Source organism: Rhodovulum sp. 12E13 (assembly GCF_003340565.1).
Lineage (GTDB): Bacteria > Pseudomonadota > Alphaproteobacteria > Rhodobacterales > Rhodobacteraceae > HLUCCA09.
Genome location: NZ_QPLK01000001.1, coordinates 194,036 through 216,268, shown reverse-complemented (window position 1 = coordinate 216,268; position 22,233 = coordinate 194,036). Strand labels below are relative to the sequence as shown.

General features: G+C 70.9%; 19 protein-coding genes. 15 read left to right on the top strand and 4 right to left on the bottom strand.

Annotated elements, in window-relative coordinates:
- Positions 1–63: 63 nt before the first annotated feature.
- From DLJ49_RS00935 to DLJ49_RS00925, 3 genes are all read right to left on the bottom strand, one after another.
- Complete coding sequence (locus DLJ49_RS00935; protein ID WP_115391631.1) at positions 64–549, bottom strand: bacterioferritin; 486 nt, start codon at positions 547–549, stop codon at positions 64–66.
- Positions 550–1,233: 684 nt separating this feature from the next.
- Positions 1,234–1,872 carry a J domain-containing protein gene (locus DLJ49_RS00930; RefSeq protein WP_115391630.1) on the bottom strand — a complete coding sequence of 213 codons (639 nt, stop codon included), beginning with the start codon at positions 1,870–1,872 and terminating at the stop codon, positions 1,234–1,236.
- Positions 1,873–2,078: 206 nt separating this feature from the next.
- Positions 2,079–2,480 (bottom strand): DUF6476 family protein, encoded by a 402-nt coding sequence (locus DLJ49_RS00925; protein WP_369932322.1) that lies wholly within the window; start codon positions 2,478–2,480, stop codon positions 2,079–2,081.
- Between DLJ49_RS00925 and DLJ49_RS00920 the strand changes: the two genes are divergently transcribed.
- From DLJ49_RS00920 to DLJ49_RS00870, 11 genes are all read left to right on the top strand, one after another.
- Complete coding sequence (locus tag DLJ49_RS00920; protein ID WP_115391629.1) at positions 2,479–3,510, top strand: RluA family pseudouridine synthase; 1,032 nt, start codon at positions 2,479–2,481, stop codon at positions 3,508–3,510. The genes DLJ49_RS00925 and DLJ49_RS00920 overlap by 2 nt on opposite strands.
- A gap of 358 nt (positions 3,511–3,868) precedes the next feature.
- Entirely contained in the window at positions 3,869–4,765 is an 897-nt protein-coding gene (rpoH, locus tag DLJ49_RS00915; protein ID WP_115391628.1) for an RNA polymerase sigma factor RpoH, read from the top strand.
- A 555-nt stretch (positions 4,766–5,320) separates the two neighbouring features.
- On the top strand, positions 5,321–6,751 hold the full coding sequence (locus DLJ49_RS00910; protein ID WP_115391627.1) for a type II and III secretion system protein family protein: 1,431 nt from the start codon (positions 5,321–5,323) through the stop codon (positions 6,749–6,751).
- A 5-nt stretch (positions 6,752–6,756) separates the two neighbouring features.
- Entirely contained in the window at positions 6,757–7,089 is a 333-nt protein-coding gene (locus tag DLJ49_RS00905; RefSeq protein ID WP_115391626.1) for a hypothetical protein, read from the top strand.
- A 326-nt stretch (positions 7,090–7,415) separates the two neighbouring features.
- The gene (locus tag DLJ49_RS00900; protein ID WP_115391625.1) at positions 7,416–8,687 is read left to right on the top strand and encodes a CpaE/TadZ family protein; all 1,272 of its coding nucleotides are present in this window, start codon (positions 7,416–7,418) and stop codon (positions 8,685–8,687) included.
- Between the two features lie 23 nt (positions 8,688–8,710).
- Positions 8,711–10,186, top strand: a complete 1,476-nt coding sequence (locus DLJ49_RS00895) for a CpaF family protein (protein ID WP_115391624.1) — start codon at positions 8,711–8,713, stop codon at positions 10,184–10,186.
- A 44-nt stretch (positions 10,187–10,230) separates the two neighbouring features.
- Positions 10,231–11,199, top strand: a complete 969-nt coding sequence (locus DLJ49_RS00890) for a type II secretion system F family protein (RefSeq protein ID WP_115391623.1) — start codon at positions 10,231–10,233, stop codon at positions 11,197–11,199.
- 12 nt (positions 11,200–11,211) lie between these two features.
- A complete protein-coding gene (locus DLJ49_RS00885) occupies positions 11,212–12,204 on the top strand; it encodes a type II secretion system F family protein (RefSeq protein WP_115391622.1) in 993 nt (330 codons plus the stop codon).
- A 225-nt stretch (positions 12,205–12,429) separates the two neighbouring features.
- Positions 12,430–12,954 (top strand): tetratricopeptide repeat protein, encoded by a 525-nt coding sequence (locus DLJ49_RS00880; RefSeq protein WP_233488579.1) that lies wholly within the window; start codon positions 12,430–12,432, stop codon positions 12,952–12,954.
- Positions 12,955–12,985: 31 nt separating this feature from the next.
- On the top strand, positions 12,986–13,831 hold the full coding sequence (locus DLJ49_RS00875; protein WP_115391620.1) for a tetratricopeptide repeat protein: 846 nt from the start codon (positions 12,986–12,988) through the stop codon (positions 13,829–13,831).
- Between the two features lie 110 nt (positions 13,832–13,941).
- Positions 13,942–14,550 (top strand): A24 family peptidase, encoded by a 609-nt coding sequence (locus DLJ49_RS00870; RefSeq protein WP_233488577.1) that lies wholly within the window; start codon positions 13,942–13,944, stop codon positions 14,548–14,550.
- A gap of 166 nt (positions 14,551–14,716) precedes the next feature.
- Here the strand turns inward: DLJ49_RS00870 and DLJ49_RS00865 are convergent, their stop codons facing one another.
- Positions 14,717–16,090, bottom strand: a complete 1,374-nt coding sequence (locus DLJ49_RS00865) for an alpha,alpha-trehalose-phosphate synthase (UDP-forming) (RefSeq protein WP_233488573.1) — start codon at positions 16,088–16,090, stop codon at positions 14,717–14,719.
- Between the two features lie 547 nt (positions 16,091–16,637).
- Between DLJ49_RS00865 and acsA the strand changes: the two genes are divergently transcribed.
- The 4 genes from acsA to DLJ49_RS00845 are packed head-to-tail and all read left to right on the top strand — an operon-like array spanning position 16,638 to position 21,856.
- Positions 16,638–18,347, top strand: coding sequence for an acetate--CoA ligase (gene acsA / locus DLJ49_RS00860; RefSeq protein ID WP_115391618.1), 1,710 nt, complete (start codon positions 16,638–16,640; stop codon positions 18,345–18,347).
- Positions 18,344–20,338 carry a pyruvate dehydrogenase (acetyl-transferring) E1 component subunit alpha gene (gene pdhA, locus DLJ49_RS00855; protein WP_115391617.1) on the top strand — a complete coding sequence of 665 codons (1,995 nt, stop codon included), beginning with the start codon at positions 18,344–18,346 and terminating at the stop codon, positions 20,336–20,338. The genes acsA and pdhA overlap by 4 nt, the downstream gene beginning before the upstream one ends.
- Before the next feature lies 1 nt (position 20,339).
- Positions 20,340–21,608, top strand: coding sequence for a dihydrolipoamide acetyltransferase family protein (locus DLJ49_RS00850; protein ID WP_115391616.1), 1,269 nt, complete (start codon positions 20,340–20,342; stop codon positions 21,606–21,608).
- Positions 21,605–21,856 carry an acyl carrier protein gene (locus DLJ49_RS00845; RefSeq protein ID WP_115391615.1) on the top strand — a complete coding sequence of 84 codons (252 nt, stop codon included), beginning with the start codon at positions 21,605–21,607 and terminating at the stop codon, positions 21,854–21,856. The genes DLJ49_RS00850 and DLJ49_RS00845 overlap by 4 nt, the downstream gene beginning before the upstream one ends.
- Positions 21,857–22,233 lie beyond the last annotated feature (377 nt).

The window sequence follows — 22,233 nt, the reverse complement described above, 5'->3', positions numbered from 1 at the left end:
CGCGCGCCGATGCGTGGACAGACCCGCCGAAACACGCGGGCGAGGCTGGCCGCGGGAGGGCGCTCAGCCCTCCCCGCTCTCGCCGCTCATGTAAATCGACATGAAGGCCGGCTCGCCCATACGCTTGAGCGTGGCGAGTTGACGGTCGAGCCAGTCCCAGTGGCCTTCCTCGTCCATCACGATGGTCTCGAACAACGTGCGGGTGCCGATGTCGTTGGCCTCGGCCGCGTCGCGCGCCGCACGGCTGTAGAAGTCGATGGCGCCCTGCTCCTCGGATTTGTCGGCCTCGAACAGGCCCTCGAGCGTCTCGGCCATCTGCGGCGTCTTGGTCGCGCTCAGCTCGGGCGTGCCGCCGAGAAACATGATGCGGTCGATGAACTGGCCGGCATGGCCAAGCTCCTCCTGCATCTCGTCGCGCATGCGGCTGGCAAGCTTGTCGAGCCCCCAGTCCTCCAGCGTGTGCGCGTGCAGCAGGTACTGGTTGACGGCGGTCAGCTCCATTGCCAGCGCCGTCTGCAGGTTCTCGATGCTCTTGCTGCGGTCGGTCATGACATCCCTCTCGGTTGCGAAGTCGATCACATTCCAATGTCTGCATCGAATGTGAAGTTTGAAGCTCCGGCCCGCGCGGCAATCCGCCTCGCCCCGGTGCGGTTCATTCGGTTGCCGTTCACCCTCCGGCAGGCGCCCGCGGCCGGAGCGAGGACCTCTCGCGATCGGAGGTGACGAGACCGGAACCGCCCGCAGGCAGCACGGGTTCCGGCTCTGCAGACGCGTGCACTCCGTCGCACGGGCGCCATGTCAGGCGACACGTGAAGGAGCGGCGGTCGGCGCGACGGGTGGGGCCGGGGCGATCGTCCGTGAATTCAGGGGTCCGAGGCGATCCGCATGCGGGCAGATGTCCCTCTCGTGCCTGCCGCGCGTCGCGTGGTGACCGCGTCGGGCGTCGTCACAGTGTCGCGGCGGTGGGCGAGACCCGGCGCACGGATGCTTTCGGCCGGGCGTGGCCATCGCAAGGTCCGTCCAGCGGCGAGAACGCACGCGGTCGCTGTCATGATCGGCCAGCATGGCGGCGGTCGTTGCGGCAGGCTACCGGGTAGGCTCCTCGGTCCGGCGCGGCGCGTCGATCCGTGCCGCGGTGCGGCCCCGCCGTCGACCTGACAGGACAGGCGACCGCATGCGCCGCTCGCCCCAGGCCCGAGGGCGGCGATGCCGCCACGCCAGGCCCCTTGCCGCTCAGCTTTGACCGAACCGGATTGTGACGCTCCGCGCTCCGGGAAACAGGCGGGCACGCTGGCGGTCGGGAACGCGGACCTCGCCCGCCCCGGAGCGGGCGGCGCGCACCGTCACGATTCGCGGTTTGACCCTGCGGTTGTCCTCGAGCAGCGCGGTGGGCAGGGCGACCCGGTTGATGCCCTCCGAGAGCTCCGTTGCCACGATGTAGGTCAGGCTGCGCCCATGCCGCTCGACCGCATCGGGAACATGGCCCGCGGCAGACGCGGCGGCCTCGGACACGGGCTCGCCGGCCTCCCCCGTCTCGAGCAGCGCCCGGCAGGCCGCGACCGCCTCTGCGCCAAGCGGCACGCGGCGGGTCGCCACCCGTGGCCGGGCGCCCGTGGGCGACCGCCCGGTGCGGAAGCCGCGCGCCGCAGAAGCCGACGGCCGCGCGCCCGCCTCTCCATCGGGCCGCAACAGCTCGTAGGCGGCCTTGGCGCGCATGAAGTCGTCGTAATCGCCCCCGGTCCGGTCGGGATGCACCTCGAAGGCCACCCGCCGCCACGCCGCCCGGATCTCGCCCGGAGCGGCCGTCTCGCTCAGCCCGAGCACGTGGAAGGCTTCCGCTCGCTCGCGCATCCGCTCGATGGGACTCGTCATTCAGCAACCCGTTCACAATCTGCCCGCTCACCCTGCGCCGGCGGACACAACCGTGTCCAAATTTCTGCGAAATTGTCGCAAAATCGTCATTGGTTGCGCCGGATCGGCCGGATTGACGACGGAGCGCCGGCGGCAGGGCTGGTAGGCGGGTCGAGACCGGCCGCAATTCGGCGCCATTTCCGCCGCCGGACCGACTCGCGGCCGGATCAGTCGGCTGCGAGTTCCTCGGCCGCGATGCGGCGCAGGAGGGTGCCCTCGGCGTCGTAGAGCAGGATGTCGCCGGCCCGGGTCACCACAGCCCACCAGCCCGGCCCCGCCGTCACCGCCTGCGCCCGCGCCCCTTCCGGCAGGGTGATGGAGCCCGGCAGGGCCGGCAGCTGGGCCGGCAACGGGGCGGGCGCGGGCGGTGCAGATGCCGTGGCGCCCCCCGGCAGCCTGAGGTAGAGAAGCACCACGATCGCGGCGATGCCCGCGATCATCGTCGCCGTGAGCACGGTCACGAGGCCGCGCAGGAGGCGCAGGCCGCGCAGTTCCTCCGCCGTGGGCTCGCGCGGACCAGCACCCGCGGCAGGGTCGCGCGGCTCGGGCTCTTTGGGGAGATCCGGCATGGAACAGGGGCTCCGGCTCATCCGGGTCGTGATCGGGGACGACCCGCCGCCACGCCTCGATAGGGCATTGGCGCGAGACGTGCCAGAGGCGGCCGCCCTCTCGCGCTCGCGCCTCGCGCGGCTCATCGCCGGGGGCGCTGTCACGCGAGGCGGCGCTGCGCTGACCGAACCGAAGGCGAAGGTGGCGGCGGGCGACTTGATCGAGATCGCGCTGCCGGAGGCGGCCGAGGTGGCCACGGCGGCAGAAGCGATCCCGCTTTCGGTGGCCTACGAGGATACGCACCTTATCGTCGTCGACAAGCCCGCCGGAATGGTCGTGCATCCCGCCCCCGGCGCGCCGTCGGGCACGCTCGTCAATGCGCTGCTCGCCCATTGCGGCGCCACGCTGTCGGGAGTGGGCGGCGAGAAGCGGCCCGGCATCGTGCACCGGATCGACAAGGACACGAGCGGGTTGCTGGTGGCCGCAAAGACCGACGCCGCCCATCACGGCCTCGCCGCCCAGTTCGAGGCGCACGCGGTCGAGCGCGCGTATCTCGCGCTCTGCCACGGCGTCCCCGACCCGGCCGACCCGAGGCTGTCGGGGCTGCGCGGGGTGTCCTGGTCGGGCGGGCGCCTGACCCTGCGCACCCGGCTCGACCGCCACCGCACCGACCGGCAGCGCCAGGCGGTGACATGGGAACGGGGGCGCTCGGCCGTTACCCATGCGCAGGTGCTGGAGGCGTTCGGCACGCCGCCCGCCGCCGCGCTGCTGGAGTGCCGGCTCGAGACGGGGCGCACCCACCAGATCCGGGTGCACATGGCCTATGCCGGGCACGCGCTGATCGGCGACGCCACCTATGGCGGGCGACGCCGCGCCTCGGCGCGGGCCCTCGGGGGCGGCGTGGCCGGGGCCGTCGACGCGTTTCCCCGGCAGGCGCTGCACGCGGCCCGGCTCGGCTTTTTCCACCCGGTGACGGGGGAGCGGCTGGCGTTCGACAGCCCCCTGCCCGCGGATTTCGGCCGGCTGCTGGCCGCGCTGCGCGGCCCCTAGGAGGGAAGGGGAGACATCGACGCCCGGCCAACCGCGCCCCGCGCCTCCCGCGCTGGCCGCCCGAAGCGGGAACTTCGGCCCGCGCCATGCGCTCCGTGATCGGGCGCGCGGGGTGCCTGAAACAATCGGCAAAGGGACGTGATACGATGTTGCAGACCGTTCCATGCGCAGGCGCGCAGGTGTATCTCCTAACGTTGCGGAGGACTTCAACTTGAACCGATCGGTTCAGATGCCATATGTTAACGCAAACGACACCTTTCGCGCAGTATTCCCCTGCGTCAGGCCTGCTGGTAGGCCGGGACGCGCAGACCGGGCGACGCGGAACGAAAGGGGCAACAGGTTCGGAGGGCAAGCACAGATGAGTACCTACGCCAATCTTCCCGCCCCCTCTCCCGAGCAGGGGCTCAACCGGTATCTGCAGGAAATCCGCAAGTTTCCGATGCTGGAACCGGAAGAAGAGTTCATGCTCGCCAAGCGGTGGGCCGACCATCAGGATACCGAGGCCGCCCATACGCTGGTCACCAGCCACCTGCGCCTGGCGGCCAAGATCGCCATGGGGTATCGCGGCTACGGCCTGCCCCAGGCCGAGGTGATCTCCGAGGCGAATGTCGGGCTGATGCAGGCGGTCAAGCGCTTCGACCCGGACAAGGGGTTCCGGCTGGCGACCTACGCGATGTGGTGGATCCGCGCCTCGATCCAGGAATACATCCTGCGGTCGTGGAGCCTGGTGAAGCTCGGCACGACCTCGGCACAGAAGAAGCTGTTCTTCAACCTGCGCAAGGCCAAGAGCCGAATCGGCGCGCTGGAAGAGGGCGACCTGCGCCCCGAGAACGTGGCGCGCATCGCCCACGACCTCGGCGTGACCGAGGACGAGGTGATCTCGATGAACCGGCGCCTGTCGGGTGGCGACGCCTCGCTCAACGCCACGATCGGCACCGAGGAAGACAGCTCGACCCAGTGGCAGGACTGGCTCGAGGACGAGGGCGCCGACCAGGCGGGCCAGTATGCCGAGGCCGACGAGATGTCGGTGCGCCGCGAACTGCTCGCCGAGGCGATGGACGTGCTGAACGACCGCGAGAAGGACATCCTGACCCAGCGCCGCCTGACCGAGCCCTCGGTCACGCTGGAGGATCTGTCGGGCGTCTACAATGTCAGCCGCGAGCGTATCCGCCAGATCGAGGTGCGCGCCTTCGAGAAGCTGCAGAAGCGCATGCAGGACCTTGCCGAGGAGCGTGGCCTGGCCGAGACGGCCTGACCCGCATCCCATCCTCGCGGCGGCACCTGTTGCTCCGCGGGACGACACCCTGCCCCCAGACCACGGCCGGCCCGTCGCCGGCGGTGGTCCGGCGGCGTCGTCGCGGGCCGCCCGCAATGGCGGGCCCGTGGCAGGGGTCCATGCCGGGGCGCCCGTGACGGGGCGCCCGTGACGGGGCGCCCGTGACGGCGGGTCTGCGACGGCGGGCCTGCGACGCGTGCGCCGCCCGCCCCCGGCCGCAAGGCTGCAGATCGACGGCGCCGCCCCGTGCGGCCGCGCCCGGCAAGGATCGCCGCGCCTGTCCCCCGCAACCGGCCTCACCCCCGCCCCCCGCGCGCGGCGCTGCCGGGGTCCTATACGGAGGCCCCACATCCGGGGTGCGGCGGGCTCGTGGCCCCCAAGAGATGGGGAAGGTGCAACAATGTGTTGCCCGGCCACTACATAAATAGTGCCCCTTAAACCCCTGATTATTGCCCGAAAAGCGGATCGCGGGCAGTCTGCCGGCCAATGCGGGCACAAAGACCCGTTCCCCAATCGTGACAAGAGGCAGGTCACATGACAGTCAAGACGCTACTTCGGGCGGGTCTGATGGGCCTTGCCGTCACCCTCGCGGCCACGCCGCACATCGTCCAGGCCGAGACGCTCCGCCTGCAGGGCGGGACGATCCAGCGGGCGCTCAAGGTGCCGATCAACAAGGCCGTCGTCGTCGAGAGCGACACGCCCTTCGCCGAACTCTCGATCGCCAACCCCCAGATCGCCGACATCTCGACCCTCTCGGAATCGTCGATCTACGTGCTCGGCCGCGCGCCCGGGCGCACGACGCTGACGCTCCTCAACGAGGAGGGCCGCCTGATCACCAATGTCGAGGTGCAGGTCACCGCCGACGTGGGCGAACTGAAGGAGCGGCTGCGCGAGGTGCTCCCGGGCGAGCAGATCGAGGTGCGCCCGGCCAACGACGGGATCGTGCTGTCGGGCGTCGTCTCGTCGGCACAGGCGATCGACTCGGCGCTCGACCTCGCCAACCGCTACGCCCCCGAGCGGGTGTCGAACCTCATGGAGGTCGGCGGCACCCAGCAGGTCATGATGAAGGTGCGCTTCGCCGAGATGTCGCGCTCGGTGTCCAAGGCGCTCTCGGCCTCGGTGGCGGCGAACTTCCTCAACGACGACACCGACATCGGCACCGTGACGGGCACCGGCACCTACCTGCTGGGCGACAACCTCGCCAATCTCTTCGACGGCGACCCCGGGACCGGCGTAACGCTCGGCGGCGGCAACCAGGGCGCCTTCCAGATCGGCGTCGGCGCCGGCGACGTCGAGTTCGCCGTGCTGATCGAGGCGCTCGAGACGAACGGCTTCCTGCGCACCCTGGCCGAGCCGAACCTCACCGCCCTGTCTGGCCAGGCGGCCGAGTTCCTCGCCGGCGGCGAATACCCGGTTCCGGTGCAGACCGACGACGGCATCTCGGTCGAGTACAAGCCCTTCGGCATCCTGCTCAACATGACCCCCAGGGTCGTGGGTGAGAACATCAACCTGCGGCTGACCTCCGAGGTCTCGGGCCTCGATCCCTCGGTCTCGCTCGACACCGGAATCTTCCAGGTCAACGGCTTCCGCACCCGGCGGGCGACGACCACCGTCGAGATGCGCGACGGCGAGAGCTTCGCCATCGCGGGCCTGCTCGAGGACGACTTCGAGGATCTGGCCAGCCAGGTGCCCTGGCTCGGCGACATCCCGGTGCTCGGCGCGCTGTTCCGCTCGACGGATTATCGGCGCGAGCAGTCGGAGCTCGTCATCATCATCTCCGCCCACCTCGTGTCGCCCACCCGCGGCGAGACGCTGGCCCTGCCGACCGACCGCATCCGCCCGCCCTCGGAGGCCGACCTCTTCCTGCGCGGGGTGACCGCGCGCGAAACGCGCCCCGTCTCGGGGGGTGCCGGCGAGGTCGCCCGGCAGGACTTCTCGGGCTCCTATGGCTACGTGATGGAGTAAGGCACATGGACCGCTTCACCCTCCCCTCCCGCCCCGCGCGGCTCCGCCTCGCCACGGGCGCGGCCCTGGCCGTCACGCTCCTCGCCTCGGGATGCGCCTACGAGGCCGGCAGCCAGATCACGCCGTCGAACTTCGGCAACGCCACGATGAACAACCATCTCGTGCAGACCTGCCAGGTCGCCCCCGGATCGGCCGCTGGCAAGTATGTGAGCAAGGTCGGCGCCTGCCCGGGCCGTACCTGGGACGGCAAGTATGCCCGCGCGACCTATAACGGCTATGTCGAGAGCGCCGCGCCCGAGCCCGAGTTCATCACGTTCGGCGACGCCACCAACGAGTGACACCGGGGCGCCCCGGCGCCCTGACCCAGCGACACCCAGGAAACGGCGCGCCCCGGCGCGCCGTTTTCGTTTCCGGCCGCGCGCGGCGCCCGGGCGACTTTATCCTGCCCTGCGAAACAGAGCGCCCGGCCACGCCCGCGCCTGTGCCGAAACCGCACAAATGCGGCACTCTCGCCAAAATTCCGCCGCGTTCGGCGCCGACAACCTGCCAAGGAAGAGTGCGGCATACCCAGTCGTGCGAGGGGTGGCGACGCCGGACGTCGCGGCTGGACACGCCCGGCCGGACCGAGCCCGCCGCCGCCCCCTGGCGAGAAGGACGTGAGGCCATGGAAAGCAGTGCAGCCCTGCAGCCGGAGGCGGCTCCGATCACCGCCTGCACGATCTGCAGAGACGTGCAGAATTTCGACCTTCTGATCGAGGACATGGAAGCCGAGCTCGGAGAGAGCTGGGGCGACCTGTCGTTCGACGATGCGCTGCCCTTCTTCGCCCAGCCCGAGGCCGGATCGCTCGAATTCGTCGCCATCGCCATCGACAACGAGGACGAGGACCAGCTCCAGCTCATCGGCGAGATCATCTCGGCCGCCGACGAGCGCAGCATCCGCGTGGTTCTGGTGGCCGAGGACGTGAGCCCCGTCGCCCTGCACCAGCTGCTGCGGCTCGGCGCGACCGACTTCCTGCCCTATCCGCTGCCCGAGGGCGCGCTGTCGGAGGCGCTGGAGCGGATGCGCCGCCCGGCGCCGGAGCCGATGGCGCATGTCCATGTCGCGGGGTCGGGCCCCATCGCCGGCGGGGGCGGCGGGCGTAACGGCGTTGTCCTGCCCGTCCACGGCCTCGCGGGGGGCGTGGGCGCGACCACCCTCGCCGTCAACCTCGCGTGGGAGCTCGCCAACCCCGACAAGTCGCTGCGCAAGAGCAAGGACGCGCAGCCGCCCAAGGTGTGCCTGCTCGATCTCGACTTCCAGACCGGCTCTGTCGGCACCTATCTCGACCTGCCGCGCCGCGACGCGGTGTTCGAGTTCCTGTCCGACCTGCAGCAGGCCGACGCCGAGGCGATGCTGGGCGCGATGCAGCTCCACGAGGAGAAGCTGCACGTGCTGACCGCGCCGTCGGAGATGCTGCCGCTCGACATCGTGTCGGCCGACGACATGAAGGCGCTGATCGAGCTGGCGCGCGCGAGCTTCGACTTCGTGGTGATCGACATGCCCTCGACACTGGTCGTGTGGTCGGAGGCGGTGCTCTCGGCGGCGCATGTCTACCTGGCGCTGCTCGAGCTCGACATGCGCTCGGCGCAGAACACGCTGCGCTTCGTCCGGCTCCTGAAGGGCGAGGACCTGCCGATCGAGCGCATCCGCTACGGCCTCAATCGCGCGCCGCGCCTGACCGACCTGCAGGGCAAGGCGCGCGCCAAGCGGCTGGCCGAAAGCCTCGACATCGACATCGAGCTGATGCTGCCCGACGGCGGCCGACAGGTGGCCGAGGCCGACGATCACGGCCTGCCCCTGTCGGTCAACGCCGCCAAGAACCCGCTCCGCAAGGAGATCGCCAAGCTCGCCGCCTCGCTGCACGAACTCGCCGCCGCCGACGCGGCGGGCGGCTGAACCGAACCGCCGGAGATTGACGGATGTTCTCGCGCTACAAGAAGACCGGCCTGCCCGCCCGCACGGGCGCCCCGCCCGCCGCCGCGCCCTCGGGCGCCGAGCCCGCGACCGCCGCAGGCCCTGCCGAGGCAGAGGCGCGTCCGAGCGTTCAGCGCAAGCCGACCGGCGCCGCCCAGGGCCGCGGCACGCCGGCCCAGGCCGCGCCCGTCGACAAGGAAAAGCGCCGCAAGGAGCGACTGGCCGAGGTCAAGATGGAGCTGCACAAGGCGCTCCTCGACAACCTCAACCTCTCCGCGCTCGAGACGGCGACCGAGAAGGAACTGCGCGAGGAGATCGCGGCCATCGCCGCCGAGAGCCTCGAGGAAATGGGCGTCGTGCTCAACCGCGAGGAGCGCGGCACCCTGCACCAGGAACTCTACGACGAGGTGAAGGGTCTCGGCCCGCTCGAGCCGCTCCTGCAGGACGATGACGTCAACGACATCCTCGTGAACGGGCCGCAGCAGGTCTTCGTCGAACGCGCAGGCCGGCTCGAACTGTCTCACGTCACCTTCAAGGACGAGCGCCACCTGCTGCGGATCATCGACAAGATCGTGTCGGCCGTCGGCCGGCGCGTCGACGAGAGCAACCCCTATGTCGACGCGCGCCTGGCCGACGGCTCGCGCTTCAACGCGATGGTGCCGCCGATCGCGGTCGACGGCTCGCTGGTCTCGATCCGGAAGTTCAAGAAGGAGAAGCTGTCGGTCGACGACCTCGTCAAGTTCGGCGCCTTCACCGAGGAGATGGCGGCCTACCTCCAGGCCGCCGTGGCCACGCGGCTCAACGTGATCGTCTCGGGCGGCACGGGCTCGGGCAAGACGACCACGCTCAATGCCCTGTCCTCGTTCATCGACGATGCCGAGCGCATCCTGACGATCGAGGACACCGCCGAGCTCCAGCTCCAGCAGACCCATGTCGGCCGGATGGAGAGCCGCCCGCCCAACGTGGAGGGCAAGGGCGCCGTCACCCAGCGCGACTGTCTGCGCAACGCGCTGCGGATGCGCCCCGACCGCATCATCGTCGGCGAGACGCGTGGCGAGGAGGTGATCGACATGCTGCAGGCCATGAACACCGGCCACGACGGCTCGATGACCACGATCCACGCCAACAGCGCCCGCGACGCGGTGAGCCGCCTCGAGAACATGATCGCGATGGCCGGCATCGAGATGCCGCTCAAGGCCGTGCGCGCCCAGATCGCCAGCGCCGTCAACCTGATCGTGCAGGCCAGCCGCCTGCAGGACGGCTCGCGGCGCATGGTGTCGATCACCGAGATCACCGGCATGGAGGGCGAGGTCATCTCGATGCAGGAGATCTTCCGCTACGAACGCCTCGGGCTCGGCCCCGACGGCAAGATCATCGGCCGGTTCAACGCCACGGGCGTCCGCTCCTACTACGCCGACCGGTTCCGCCAGTGGGGCTACGACCTGCCCTCGACCATCTACGACCCCATCGCGGCGCAATGACCCGCGGCGCGACGACCCCCAGCCCCGAGAGCAGGTAGGCCCCCATGCAGATCTCCGCCGAACCCCTGATCTACGCCATCGTCTTCGTGGCGGTGCTGCTCGTGGTCGAGGGCCTGTATCTCACGGCCTTCGGCAAGTCGATCAGCCTCAACAACCGGCTCAACCGCCGCCTCGAACTGCTCGAGAAGGGCGCCGGGCGCGAAGAGGTGCTGGAGCAGCTCCGCAAGGAGGTCTCGCAGCACATGAACGCGAAGGGCATCCCGCTCTACGCGATCCTCGCCGAGAAGGCGCAGAAGGCCAATATCGCCTTCTCCCCACCGCAACTGATCCTGATCATGATGGTGCTGTCGGCCTTCGCCTTCGCCGGCCTGACGCTCGGCACCGAGGCCGGCCTCGGCGTGCGCGTCATGGTGGCGATCGGCATGGGCGTGGGCGGCGTCTATGTCTGGGTGAACAACAAGGCCAAGAAGCGCCTCGCGCTGATCGAGGAGCAGCTGCCCGACGCGGTGGAACTGATGGTGCGCTCGCTGCGCGTCGGCCACCCCTTCTCGTCGGCCATCAACATCGTCGCCAAGGAGGTGCCCGACCCGCTCGGCTCGGAATTCGGCATGATCGCCGACGAGGCGGCCTACGGGCGGGACGTGTCGGAAAGCCTCAAGGCGCTGGCCGAGCGCGTCGACATGCAGGACATGCGCTTTCTCGCCGTCGCCGTGACGATCCAGAGCCAGGCCGGCGGCAACCTCGCCGAGATCCTCGACGGCCTGGCCAAGGTGATCCGCGCCCGCTTCAAGCTCTTCCGTCGCGTCAAGGCGATCACCGCAGAGGCGAAGTGGTCGGGGATGTTCCTGTCGGTCTTCCCGCTCGTTGCCCTGCTCGGGATCGTGGTGATCCAGCCCGATTACTACGATGACGTGAAGAATACCGCTCTCTTCATCCCGGCATGTATCGCGGTCGGCGCCCTGCTCGTCGTCAACGTGATTTTCATGCGGATGATGGTGAACATCAAGGTCTGAGGGACGACACGGATGGACATGTTCGGACAGATCAACGACTTCCTTGTCGCCCGGTTCGGCGAGTTGGGCCCTCTCTACGCGGTCGGCGCGCTCGGCGTGCTGCTCGTCGCGCTCACGCTGCCGGTCTTCCTGCGGCAGCGGCGCGACCCGCTCGACAAGCTGCGCGACGATGTCCGCCGCGGTCGCGCTGCCGCCACGGCCGACCGCAAGGCCCTGCGCCACGACAGCGGCCGCGGCGACAAGCTCGACCGGTTCTCGAGCTTCCTCGAGCCCCAGACCGAGGAAGAGATGTCGTCGGCCCGGCTCAAGATGCTGCAGGCCGGCTATCGCTCCAAGTCGGCGGTGCGGAACTTCCACGCGCTGCAATTCGTGCTGGCCCTCGGCTTTCTCGCGATCGGGCTGCTCTATGGCCTGATCTCTTCGGCCAGCGGCGAGGTCACCACCCAGCAGCTGGTGCTGGCGGTGATCGGACCGGCGGCGATCGGCTACTTCCTGCCGAAATACTGGGTCGAGCGCCGGGTGCAGAGCCGCCAGGAGGAGATCGAGAACGGCTTTCCCGACTCGCTCGACATGATGCTCGTCTGCGTCGAGGCCGGCCAGTCGATGGAGCAGGCGATCCTGCGCGTCTCGAAGGAGGTGAAGGCCGGCTACCCCGCCCTCGGCGAGGAGTTCGAGCTGGTCTCCTCGGAGATGAAGGCGGGCAAGGACAAGTCGCAGGTGCTCAAGGACATGGCCACGCGCGCGGGCGTCACCGACATCGGCAGCTTCGTCACCGTGATGGTGCAATCGGCCCAGTTCGGCACCTCGCTGGCCGATGCGCTGCGGGTCTACGCCGCCGAGATGCGCGACAAGCGGGTGATGCGGGCCGAGGAAAAGGCCAACAAGCTGCCGACCAAGCTGACGCTCGGCACGATGATGTTCACCGTGCCGCCGCTGCTGATCATCCTGATCGGCCCCTCCATCTACGACATCTTCACCGTGCTCGGCAGCAACGGCATGCCCTGATCCGGCGGGCGGCGAGCCTGTCCCGCAGGCACGGCGCCCGTCGCCGCCGGCCGTCCGCTCTGGCAAATCAGCAACGCTGGCGCGGGCGGCGCCGAGGGGCGATGCGAGCAGCCTTGGCGCATCCCCTCCGCGCGGCGAACATGGGTTCGTCCCTGCCCAGCCGCGTTGCCCGCGATGCCGAGAAGACCCGTTTCAGCCCGCCCCGCAATCGCCCTCGCCCTCGTCGTGGGTCTCGCTGCCGGCTGCTCTGACGGCCGGCTCGCGCCGCTCGAGGGCGGCTCGGCGCCAGGCGTCGACCGACGCGCCGACGCGGTCGACGGGCTGACGGTCGGACACCGGCTGATGGAGGCGGGCGAATACGAACTCGCCCTGCAGGAATTCTACAGCGCCGGCGCCGAGAGCGGGCTGACCGCCGACGTGCTCTCGGCGCTCGGCTCGGCCAACCTTCGGCTCGGGCGCCTCGGCCAGGCGGAGCGGCTGCTGCGCCGGGCCATCGAACAGGACGAGACCGACGCCGCCGCCTGGAACAACCTGGGCGTCGTGCTGATGGAGACGGGCGAGACCGGAGAGGCCGCCCGCGTCTTCCGCACTGCCTTCGCGCTCGACAGTGGCGAAAGTGCCGAAATCCGTGAAAATCTCCGCACCGCCCTTGCCCGGCTCGAAAACCCCGCCGACACTGCCGAAAAACGAGAACGATACAAGCTGGTGCGCCGCGGCGAGGGAACCTACCGCATCCTGAGCGCACCCTGAGGCAGAACGAGCAGCAAAGGGACGCGACCCCATGCGCCATCCTTTCATCGTGGTGCTGTGCCTTTCGGGCGCGGCGCTCACCGCCGGCTGCGCCGGCCCCGACGACAACGTCGATCGCGCGATGCAGACGGTCAACGCCATCGACGAGAACAACCTCTCCGACCTGATGCTGACCGCGGCCGATCCGAGGGAGGCCGTGGCCTACTTCCAGCGCGCCGTGGGCGAGCAGCCCGACCGGATCGACCTGCAGCGCGGCCTCGCCCGGTCGCTGGTGCGCGCCCGCTCCAACGCGGCTGCCGTTCCGGCCTGGGAGCGCGTGCTGCAGATGGAGGGCGCAACCCACGACGACCGGGTGAACTATGCAGACGCCCTGATCCGCAACGGCAAGTGGACGGAGGCGGAGGCCGCGCTCGACGACATTCCGCCGACGCACGAGACCTTCAGGCGCTACCGTCTCGAGGCGATGGTCGCCGACAGCAACAAGGAGTGGAGCAAGGCCGACCACTTCTACGAGACGGCAATCGGGCTGACCACGACGCCTTCGGGCACGCTCAACAACTGGGGCTATTCCAAGCTGTCGCGCGGGGCCTTCGCCGATGCCGAGCGGCTCTTCGGCGAAGCGCTGCAATACGACCCCGACCTGTTCACCGCCAAGAACAACCTTGTGCTCGCTCGCGGCGCACAGCGCAACTACCAGTTGCCGATCCTCGACCTGACGCAGACCGAGCGCGCGAGGCTCCTGCACACGATGGCGCTGGCGGCGGTGCGGCAGGGCGACGTGGTGATCGGCAAGGAGCTGCTGCAGGACGCGATCGACACCCATCCGCAGCATTTCGAAGAGGCCGTGCGCTCGCTGCGCGCCCTGGAACGCGCCTGACCGGCGAGGGCGGCGCCCGCCTGGGCGCGCTGCCCCCGGAACTCCCGCGGCCTGCCACGCTCCTGCTGCATTCCGGCGGCACGTCGTGCGGCGAGCCGATGGAGGACGCCATGACCTCGACCGATGCCGGAATGCGCGGCACGAGCCCGGCCGCGCGCCTCGCGGGCCGCGCGCCATGGGTGGCGGCCGCCCTGCTCTATCTTGCCGCGCTCGGCTGGGTCGTGGCCACGGGCACGCGGCTGGGCCCGTGGGCCTTTCTGCCCGTCGCGGTGCCGCTGGCGGTCTATGTCGCCTGGTCCGACATGGCGCGCATGAAGATCCCCAACGGCGCCGTGCTGCTCTGCGCGGGGGCGTTCCTTCTGCTCGGTCCGCTCGTGCTGCCATGGGCAGACTATGGCTGGCGCATCGGCATCGGGCTGGCCGTGCTGGTCGCGGGCTTCCTGCTCAACATGGTCGGGGTCCTCGGAGCGGGCGACGCGAAATTCGCCGCCGCCATGGCACCCTATATCGCGCCGTCCGACGGGGCGCTCATGGCCTACCTTTTTGCCGCGGTGATGCTCGGCGCCTTCGCTGCGCACCGGGCCATGCGCGCGGTTCCCGCGGTGCGCCGCCTCGCCCCCGACTGGGAAAGCTGGGCCGACCGGCGCTTCCCGATGGGCCTCGCCCTCGGCCCCGCCCTCGCCCTCTACCTCGCCCTCGCGCCTTTCCTCGGCGTCTGACCGCGCGTCCGTCGCGCTCGCCGCCTTGGTCGCCCGGGTCGAGCCCCGGGTGCACGGCACGGGCCGAGAGGGTGCGGCCGGCGTCGCCGCGGGGACGCCGCAGGGAGCCGCCGCGCATGTCCGACCGCGCCCCCACCACGGCGGGCGAGCGCAGGCCCGCCCGCGCTCAGGCCAGGGCGGGCGCGACCGTGACGGCCGACAGCGCGCGCAGGTAGTCCGACCGCCACGCGGCGACATCACGCTCGAAGACCTCGGCCCGCAGCGCCGCGTGCCTAGCCGTCCGCTCCTCGAGCGGCATGGCGAGGCCCGCCTCGATGGCGCGCGCGATGTCGTCGATGTCGAAGGGGTTGACCAGCAGCGCCTCGCTCAGCCTCTCGGCCGCGCCGGCGGTGCGCGACAGAACCAGCACGCCGGGGTCGGCCGGGTCCTGCGCGGCGACGAATTCCTTGGCGACGAGGTTCATCCCGTCGGCAAGCGGCGTGACCAGCCCGATGCGCGCGGCGCGGAACAGCCGCGCCAGGGTCTCGCGCGGGTAGCTTCGGTTGATGTACTGGATCGGTGTCCAGCCCAGATCGGCGTGGCATCCGTTGACCTCGCTGGCGATGGCGTCGAGCTCGGCGCGGATGCGCTGGTAGGCGGGCACGTCGCCGCGCGAGGGCGGCGCGATCTGGATCAGGTGCGGGCGCCGCGCGCCCAGTTCCGTGTGCTCAAGCACCTGCCCGAAGGCCCGCAGCCGGTTCGGCAGGCCCTTGGAATAGTCGAGCCGGTCGACCCCGATCACGAGATCCTCGTCGGGGGCGAGCTTGACCATCTCGCGCCCGCCGCCGACCGCGGCGGCGGCGGCCATGCCCTCGGCGTCGATCCCGATGGGAAAGGCGGCGACGGCGAAGAGACGGGCGCCGTGTTTCACCTTGCCGTCGAGGAACATCTCGGCATCCGGCAAGCTGCGGAACAGTTCCAGGCAGCGCGCCACGTCCGCCTGCGTCTGGAGGCCCAGCAGGTCGTAGGCCGACAGCCAGCGCGGAAAGGCGTCGCGCTCGGGCAGCGCCGCGAGATCGGAAGCGACCGGAAACGGTATGTGCAGGAAGAGACCGATCCGCGCCCGGCAGCCGAGCCGCCGCAACTCGGCCGCGAGCGGAAAGAAGTGATAGTCCTGCACCCAGATCAGGTCGTCGGGGCCGGCGAGGCTGGCCACCTGCCGCGCCACGCGGGCGTTCACGGCGAGGTAACCCTCGGCATATTCGGTCTCGAGCGCGATCAGATCGACCCTGCGGTGGCAGAGCGGCCATAGCACCGAATTGGCGTAGCCCAGGTAGAAGGTCTGCCGCTCTTCCTCGGTGAGGCGGAACGCGCGCTTGTCGTAGCCTTGCGCGGGCAGACGCTCGAGCGCGTCGGTCGGCTCGGACGCGGGGTCGGGATGGGCGCCGATCCATGTGCCGCCCTGATCCGAAAGCGCCTCGTGCATGGCCACGACGAGACCGCCCGAGGGCACCTCGTCGGTCGGGATGCGATTGGAGACGACGATGAGGCGACCGGTCACGGGAGGACTCCTCCGGGCAGGGTGGCGCGTGGGGCCGGGGGAGAGCGACGTGTGGAAGCCCGCCCGGGCTGGCACCGCCGCGCCGGGCGCGGTGCGTCGCCGCGTCGGTCGAGCCCGCCCCGCCAGATCCAGCGTTTTCAGAAAAGGAACCTCGCATCTGAGCCCTTGTTCCGCGGCAAGGCGGTTGCCTCCGCGTCGCCAGCCCGGCGCAGGTGCCCTGCCGCGCGCGATCGGGCGCGAGCGGGTGGAATTACGGCCAAGCCGTCGACGGCTGGCGCAGGGTCGATGGCTGGCGACCCGCCGAGGGACCGCGGCCAAGCGTTCGGGCGGCCCCGCCCGGACGCGCTTGCCGCCGGTGGGCATCGCGCGGGCGAGGGTCTCGCGGCTGGCAAGGCTCGCCCGGGCACCGCGCCTGCACCTGTGGGGCCGACGCGATCGGAGGCGGCATCCGGTCGCTCCATCCCGGCGCGGGAAAGCTATGGCCGGTTGACGAGTGTCAATTCGCCTCCCGCCGGAGCGACGCAGGATCGACCCCGGGGAGGAGCCAATGCCGATCAACGCCACCGAAGCGGCCGCATCGCCGAACCAGCCGAAGCCGTGGGCCGAAGGGCCGACCGTCGTCACGGGCTACGACGACGGCACGATCAACATCGCGCACGAGGCGCTCGACCGGCACCTCGCCGACGGCCATGGCGGGCAGGTCGCGCTGCGCTGGCTCGGCCGGGAGGGCGACGTGTCGGACCTCACCTATGCCGAGCTGAGCGCGCAGGCGGGGCGCTTTGCCAACGTGCTTGCCGCGCACGGCCTCGGCCGGGGCGACAGCCTGTTCGCGCTGCTGGGCCGGCAGCCCGAGCTTTATGCGGGGGCCCTCGGCGCGCTGAAGGCGGGCCTCGTCTTTACCCCGCTCTTCTCGGCCTTCGGCCCCGAGCCGGTGCGCACCCGCATGGAAATCGGCGAGGCCACCGCGCTCATGACCACGGCCTCGCTCTATCGGCGCAAGATCGCCGCGTGGCGCGACGCGATTCCCAGCCTCAGGCTGGTGCTGATCGTGGGCGACGAGGCGCCCGAGGGCTGCACGGCCCTCGGCCCGGCGATGGCCGCCGCCCCGGCCACCTTCGAGACAGTCCGCATGGACCCCGAAGAGCCGGCGCTGATCCACTTCACCTCGGGCACGACGGGGCGCCCCAAGGGCGCGGTGCATGTGCATGGCGCGGTCGCCTACCACGCCTATTCGGGGCGAGCGGCGCTGGGGCTCGCGCCGGGCAGGATCTACTGGTGCACCGCCGATCCCGGCTGGGTGACGGGCACGACCTACGGCATCGTCTCGCCTCTGGTGAACCGGGTGACGATGATCGTCGACGAGGCGGAGTTCGAGCTCGATCGCTGGTACGGGATCGTCGAGCGCGAGAAGGTGCAGATCTGGTATTCGGCGCCCACCGCGATCCGCATGATGATGCGCGCGGGCGCGGAGGCGGCGGCGCCCTACGACTTCTCGTCGCTGGAGTTCCTGGCCAGCGTGGGCGAGCCGCTCAACCCCGAGGCCGTGACGTGGTCGGCGGGGGTCTTCGGCCAGCCCTTCCACGACAACTGGTGGCAGACCGAGACCGGCGGCATCATGATCGCCAACCGCCCCGGCATGGAGGTGCGCCCCGGCTCGATGGGCAAGCCACTGCCGGGCATCGAGGCGGCGATCGTCGAGCGAGACGGCGACGACGTGCGCGAGCTCGGGCCGAAGCAGGTGGGCGAGCTCGCGCTGCGGCCCGGCTGGCCGTCGATGATGCGCGGCTACCTTCACGAGGAGGCGCGCTATGCCAGGGCCTTCGCCGGGGGGTGGTACCTCTCGGGCGACCTCGCGATGCGCGACGACGACGGGTATTTCTGGTTCGTCGGCCGGGCCGATGACCTCATCAAGTCGTCGGGCCACCTGATCGGCCCGTTCGAGGTGGAAAGCGCGCTGATCGAGCACGCGGCCGTGGCCGAGGCCGGCGTGATCGGCGTGCCCGACGAGACCGCGGGCGAGGTCGTGAAGGCCTATGTCACGCTCAACCCTGGCTTCGAGCCCTCCGAGGCGCTCGAGCGCGAGGTGCGGGGCCATGCCCGCAAGACGCTCGGCCCCGCCGTCGCCCCGCGCGAGATCGTCTTTCGCAAGACGCTGCCCAAGACCCGGTCGGGCAAGATCATGCGCCGGCTGCTCAAGGCGCGCGAACTGGGCCTGCCCGAGGGCGACATCTCGACCCTGGAGACCGACGAGACATGAGCGTAGCCGACAAGCCCCGCCTCGACCGCGCGCATTGCCGGCGCCTTCTCGGCGAGATGATCCGCATCCGCCGCTTCGAGGACAGGTGCGCCGAGCTCTACACGCAGCAGAAGATCCGCGGCTTTCTGCATCTCTACGACGGGGAGGAGGCGATCGCCGCGGGCATCATCCCGCTGCTGGAAGACCGCGACCGCATCGTGGCCACCTACCGCGAGCACGGCCACGCGCTGGCCCGCGGCGTGCCCATGGATCGGGTGATGGCCGAGATGTTCGGCAAGGCCGAAGGGTGCTCGGGCGGGCGCGGCGGCTCGATGCACCTGTTCGATGCCGGCACCAACTTCTACGGCGGGAACGCCATCGTCGGCGGCGGCCTGCCCCTGGCGGGCGGGCTGGCCCTGGCAGACAGGATGCGGGGCGAAGACCGGGTGACCGCCTGCTTCTTCGGCGAGGGCGCGGTGGCCGAGGGCGAGTTCCACGAGACGATGAACCTCGCCGAGCTGTGGGACCTGCCGGTGCTCTTCGTCTGCGAGAACAACGGCTACGCGATGGGCACCGCCCTCGCCCGGTCCGAAGCGGAGACCGACATCCACGCCAAGGCCGCCGCCTACGGCATCGCCTCGGAGGTTGTCGACGGGATGGACGTGGTCGCCGTCGAGGCGGCGGCCGGCCGGGCGATCGCGCGGATCCGCGAGACGAACCGCCCGGTCTTTCTCGAATGCCGCACCTACAGGTTCCGCGCCCATTCGATGTTCGACGCCCAGCTCTACCGCGACAAGGCGGAGGTGGAGGAATGGCGCGGCAAGGGCCCCATCCTGCGCTTCCGCGACTGGGCGCTGTCGGCGCACCTCATCCACGACAGCGACGTGGCCGAGCTGGAGGCCGAGGCCGACGCCGAGATCGACGCGGCCGTGGCCTTTGCCGAGGCCGCCCCGTGGGAGCCGCTCGAGGATCTTGCACGCCACGTGCTGGGCGAGGCGCCGCCCCCTCCGCAGCCCGCCGCTCCCTCTGGCGAGACGGTCGAGACGACCTACCGCGAGGCCGTCCGCGCGGCCCTGCGCGATGCGCTGGCGCGCGACGAGCGGGTGTTCCTGATGGGCGAGGACGTGGGCGCCTACGGCGGCTGCTATGCCGTGTCGATGGGCCTGCTCGACGAGTTCGGTCCCGAGCGCATCCGCGACACGCCGCTCTCGGAATCGGGCTTCACCGGCGCCGGAATCGGCGCGGCCGCGGCCGGGATGCGCCCGATCGTCGAGCTGATGACGGTCAACTTCTCGCTGCTCGCGCTCGACCAGATCCTCAACACGGCCGCCACGATGCGCCACATGTCGGGCGGCCAGTTCGGCGTGCCGCTGGTGATCCGAATGGCCACGGGCGCGGGCAAGCAGCTCGCCGCGCAGCACTCGCATTCGCTTGAGGGGTGGTATGCGCACATCCCGGGGCTCAAGGTGCTTGCGCCCGCGACGCTGGAGGATGCGCGCGGCATGCTGTGGACCGCGCTCGCCGATCCCGACCCGGTGCTCATCTTCGAGAACGTGATGCTCTACAACCGCGCGGGCGAGATCGACGCCGCCGCCGGGCCGGTCGACATCTCGACGGCCGCCATCCGCCGAGAGGGCACGGACCTCAGCCTGATCACCTACGGCGGCTCGCTGTTCAAGACGCTGGAGGCGGCCGAGGCGCTGGCGGGCGAGGGCATCTCGGCCGAGGTGATCGACCTGCGGTCGCTCCGCCCGCTCGACGACGCCACGATCATGGCCTCGGTCGGCAAGACGCGGCGGGCGGTGATCGTCGACGAGGGCTGGCGCTCGGGCGCGCTCGCCGCCGAGGTGTCAGCGCGGATCATGGAGCAGGCGTTCTGGTCGCTCGACGCGCCGGTGGGCCGCGTCTGCTCGGAAGAGGTGCCGATCCCCTACCCCAAGCACCTCGAGGACGCAGCGATCCCGCAGCCGGCGGCCATCGTCTCGGCCGCGAAAGCCCTGCTGGGTCGCTGAGATGGGTATCTTCGTCATGCCCTCGCTCGGCTCGGACATGGAGTCGGGCAAGCTTGTCGAGTGGCTGGTGACGCCTGGCGAGGCTGTCCAGCGTGGCGACGTCGTGGCCGTGGTCGAGACGCAGAAGGGCGCCATAGAGATCGAGACGTTCGAGGCGGGCCGCGTCGAGTCTCTCACGGCCGAGCCGGGACAGACCCTCGCCGTGGGCGCGCCGATGGCGGTGATCCTGGCCGAGGGCGAGAGCGCGCCGGCCCCAGCACCTGCCTCGACCCCAGCACCTGCGCCGGCCCCCGCCTCTACGCCGGCCCAGACGGGCGCGGCAGAGGCCGAGACGACGGCGCCAGCGCAGCCCCCCCCGGCCGAGCCTCGACGACCCGAGCGCCCGCCGGCACCCGCCGCCCGCGACGAGGCCCCGGCAGAGACCGGCACCACGGCCGGCCGAGCCTCGCCGGCGGCGCGGAGCCTGGCGCGCGAGCGCGGCATCGACCTCGCCGGCCTGCGGGGCTCGGGGCCCGGCGGCGCGATCCTGCTCTCGGACGTCGAGGCGGCCGGAGCGCCTCGCGGCGAACGCGCGGCGGCCCAGCCGGCGCCCGGGCGGATCGACATGGCCGAGATGCGCAAGGCCATCGCCGCGGCGATGAGCCGGTCCAAGCGAACGATCCCGCATTTCTACCTGTCGCAGACGATCGACATCGAGGCGCTGTCCTCGTCGCTCGAGACGGACAACGCCCTGCGGGCTCCCGCCGACAGGATCCTGCTCGGCGCCGCCTTCGTGCGGGCCGCGGTGGTCGCCGCCCAGGCCGTGCCCGGGCTCAACGGCCACTACGACGACGCGGAAGGCTTCGAGCAGGCGGAGAGCGTCAACGCGGGCGTGGCGATCGCCCTGCGCGGCGGCGGCCTCGTTGCCCCGGCCCTGATCGACGCCGGCACGCTCGACCTCGCCGCCACGATGCAGGGGATGCGCGATCTCGTGGGGCGCGCACGGGCCGGGCGCCTTCGCAATTCCGAGATGACGCAGGGCACCATCACCGTCTCGTCGCTCGGAGAAAGCGGGGCAGAGGCGATGGCAGGCGTCATCTTTCCGCCGCAGGTCGCGCTTGTCGGCTTCGGCGCGCCGCAGCGGCGGCCCTGGGTGGTCGGCAACGCCGTCGTGCCCCGCCGCACCGTGACCGTGACCCTGTCGGTGGATCACCGCGTCAGCGACGGGCGCGGCGCCAACCGCTTCCTCGCCGCACTCGCCGATGCATTGCAAAGCCCGGAGACCCCATGACCCCGCCAGAGCTGAGAGCCGCCTTCGTGGCCGAGATCGCCCAGGTCGCCCCCGACATCGACCCCGCCACGGTGGCGGACACCGACCACATCCAGGATGACCTCGGGCTCGACTCGATGGACGTGCTCAACCTCGTCGCCCGGCTGCACGAGCGGCTCGGCGTCGCCATCCCCGAGGCCGAGTATCGCGAGATCGCCACGCCGGCCCGGGCCGTCGCCTACCTGTCGCGCTGCCTCGACACCACATGAAGACACGGCGGGGAATACTGGCCCCCCCGGCCGACACGCAGACCGGGCGATCATCCGAGGCGGACAGGGCAAGCCCGCGGGCCGGCTGAGAGGCCCTGGTCAGGCCACGCGGGATGTGCGATCGGCCGCACAACCAAACGATGAGCCGGGATCCCCCGAAGAAGTCCACGGCGGTGCCGGGCGGCACGGTGCGCGGAACGGCGCGCTGAGGCGCGACCGTCGCGCCACTTGCGCGGCGCACGCAAGCCGAAGGCGCCTGGCACGCGCGCCGGCCCGCTGCGGCCGCGAACGCCAGCGCGCGGACCGGGGCGCTGCGCGCCTCGCAAAACCCCGGTCGCACGGTCCGTCGGAAAGGGAACGGTTACCATCGCCGAAGC